1 protein-coding gene is annotated in these 2956 nt (G+C 58.5%); it reads right to left on the bottom strand.

Features of this window, described 5'->3' with window-relative positions:
• Window positions 1-2640: peroxidase family protein (locus A3754_RS16860; protein ID WP_231880661.1), on the bottom strand; the 2640-nt coding region annotated here is incomplete at its 3' end.
• Window positions 2641-2956: the final 316 nt, after the last annotated feature.

Below are 2956 nucleotides of genomic sequence, written 5' to 3'. Positions count from 1 at the left end.
GCGGCGTTCACGGGCGTAGCGTTCGGTGACCCAGGGCAAGATGGACGTTTTGATGGACTTGGAGGTCGCGTAAACGTCATACACCTTGGTGCCGGGGTTCAGGGCGGTCAGGTCGTCACGGAAATCGTGGGGCGCGGTGCTGATGGAATTCTTCAGATCACCGTTTGGCACGAAATAAACCTGTGACGGGGTGTTGGCATTGCTCACCGGGGAACCGTCCTGGTTCACCTTGGCCATGTCACTCATGACGACCAGCGTCGGCTTTCTGGACACCAGCGAGAACAGCGTCGTTGTGCCGAGGGTTTCGTTCACTTCCGGCTGGACATAGTTGGACAGTTCGTTGGCAAAGATGTTGTGGTTATCGCCCTGCCCGCTAAGGGTATAGAGCGCGGACACGTTTTCAGAACGCTTGCCGTCCACCATCAATTTCAGCGCCAGCCCCGGTGCAAAGCCACGGTCTGATGGGTCGCCGGTAACAGACAATCTCAGCAGGCCGTGATCTGCCCCCTGGAACAGGCCGGTGTAGCCATGGCCTGCCGTCGGCACGAACTGCACCTTGGCCAGGGCACCGCGAGGGTGAATCGGCTTGCTGTAGCCCGGCGGGCTCACGTCGGTCACATCCTGCACCTTCTTCCACAGGACGGAGTTGATCAGGCCACCAATATCGATGGGTTCGATGGCCGGCACTTCACCGTCTTCGTAGCTGGTACGCAGGGCGCCGTTGACCCACAGGTGGTCCTGTTTCGCCTGGGCAGACCAGGATTGATAATCCTCGGGAATTTTCAGGCCCCAGGGCTTGAAGGCGTTATCCATGCCCACCAGGCTGCTGGCCAGGTTCGGGTAGTGGCGACGGATGATGTCGACCATGGTGTTCTCTTCCACCCAGTCGATCCCTTCAGCGGTGTACACCTCGTCAGTGTAATCGGTGGTGAAGAAGCGGTCGGTCATCAGGCGACGTGACGCATTGAGGATGAAGATCTGGAAAGACGTTTCACCAAAGCCAAAGCCTTCCGGGCGCGTCTCTTCTGCCAGCTGGCCCACCAGGGTATCGATCATTTCGATATCGTTGTTGTACAGCGCCTTCAGGTCAGCCACCAGCTGCGGATCACTGGACAACTGCTCGAAGCTGGTAATCGGCTTGAGGCCGATTTGGCGACGGAACTCGTTGTAACGGGGCACGCCACGTTCACGGTCACGCAGCACGTCGATGGCCGCCATATCAATGTCGCCAATCAACGGCATGGACAGGTTACGCAGGAAGTCCGGGTAGTTGTTCAGTGTCAGCGCACCCGGGTGGGTGATACCGAAGGAGTACCACAGGCGATCTTGGCCCACGTCGGTGAGCAGATCTTCCGCATCACCGTTACGGGTGTCCTGCAGCAGAATTTCTTCGTCCACCACGTTGGAGCCGATGTCGTAGACCTTGATCTCGTCACGCAGCAACGGGTGCATGCGGTACACGGACACAAATTCTTCGGTGAGGGTGTAGGGCACGCCGTAGTTGTTCGGGGTGCGCGAGCCCACCAGGCCAGCCAGGGCGTGCTCAATGGAGCTGGTATCGCCCTGCCCCAGATCGTTATCGATGCCGAGCAGGTTGAAGATGCCGCCCAGTTCCGCCAGGTTATTGTTCAGCTCGTCCAGGTCGCCTTGATACTTGTCACGCTTGTCACGGTCACCGCCCAGGCCCCACCAGTTGGCGTACATGGCACGCTCGAGCACCGGGTTAGCAAGAATCGCCGGGGTCCATTCCACGGTGTGGATTTTGGCCATCAAGGCAGCGTTGATCAGCCGGGCGTGGTCGTAGAGCCACTGGTCGGAAGCACCGGGGTTGTTTGCCTTGAGCATGTCCGCAATGGCGTTGTGCTCCTGGGTGAACAGGTGGTGCAGCATGCTCAGGCCCACCCACCAGTTTTCATTGAAACCGGTAATCGGTTTGCCGCTGAGGAAATCTGTGGGCAAACGGCCATTGCTGTCGACTTTCAGCTTACCGTCCACAAAGGAACGCACTTCATCGTTGGTTTCCTTGTCGCTGCCGTACAGCTGCGAGCCATCCCACCAGTGGGTGTTGATGTTTTCGTAGGTCACCAGGGATTCATTGCCGCTAACGTTCGGGTCCGGGCGGGTACGCTGCACGGACATGGTGCCGGAACCCAACACGTCGCCAGGCGGCAGCGGAAATTCGATCGGGTTGGCGTCGGTACGCGGGCCATGATCGAACCAGTCATGGACCATGAACTGGATCCAGGAGGTGGCGATGAAGTTCAGGGTGGTGGCAGGTTTGAAATCGCCGCCCCGGGACATGATCAGGTTACTGACTTCACGCGGGTTCGGGGTCAGCAGATTGCCGCTTTCCGATTCCGCAAAGGACGAGGCCGGATCCACGTTACGGCCGAAGTTCACATTGGCGGAGCCTTCCGCCGGATTGTCCAGGATATTACAGGTACCGTCTTCGGTACGGGCCACATGGCTGCGCTCATCGCAGACGATGCTGGCGTTTTTTTCACCCCAGCTTTCCATGTCGAACATATTGTTTTCGAGCAGATCTTCCCGTTGACCGGCAAGAACCAGCAGGGCGCCCATTACGCCAAGTGAACCGAACTTGGTCAGGGCTGGCCAGGTAACCCAGGGGGACATAGCCATGATAAACCTCCGTCGTTTTTATTCTCGGGGGATGTCTGATGACAACGACGGCACTCTAGCAACGGGGCCAACCCCTCCACCCCCTCCCCCGGGAGGGGGTGGAGGGGGAAAACGAAAAAGCGCGAACGGGTTCAAGGTTTGGGGAGCAGTTGGAAGTTCAAAGTTTAAAAGCGCGAGAGGGGGCGGGGGACGATTTGCTGGGTCGAGCCCGCGCCCAGAAGCCGGGTTTCGCAGGAGCGCTGCAGAGAAAAGCACGGATTTCAGCTTTCCTTTTCAACTTTAAACTTTGAACTTTCAACTCATCTAGGCGTGGCGC

Source organism: Alcanivorax sp. HI0083 (assembly GCF_001635175.1).
The sequence above is the reverse complement of the archived record's forward strand: the minus strand, read 5'-3'. Positions and strand labels throughout refer to the sequence as shown.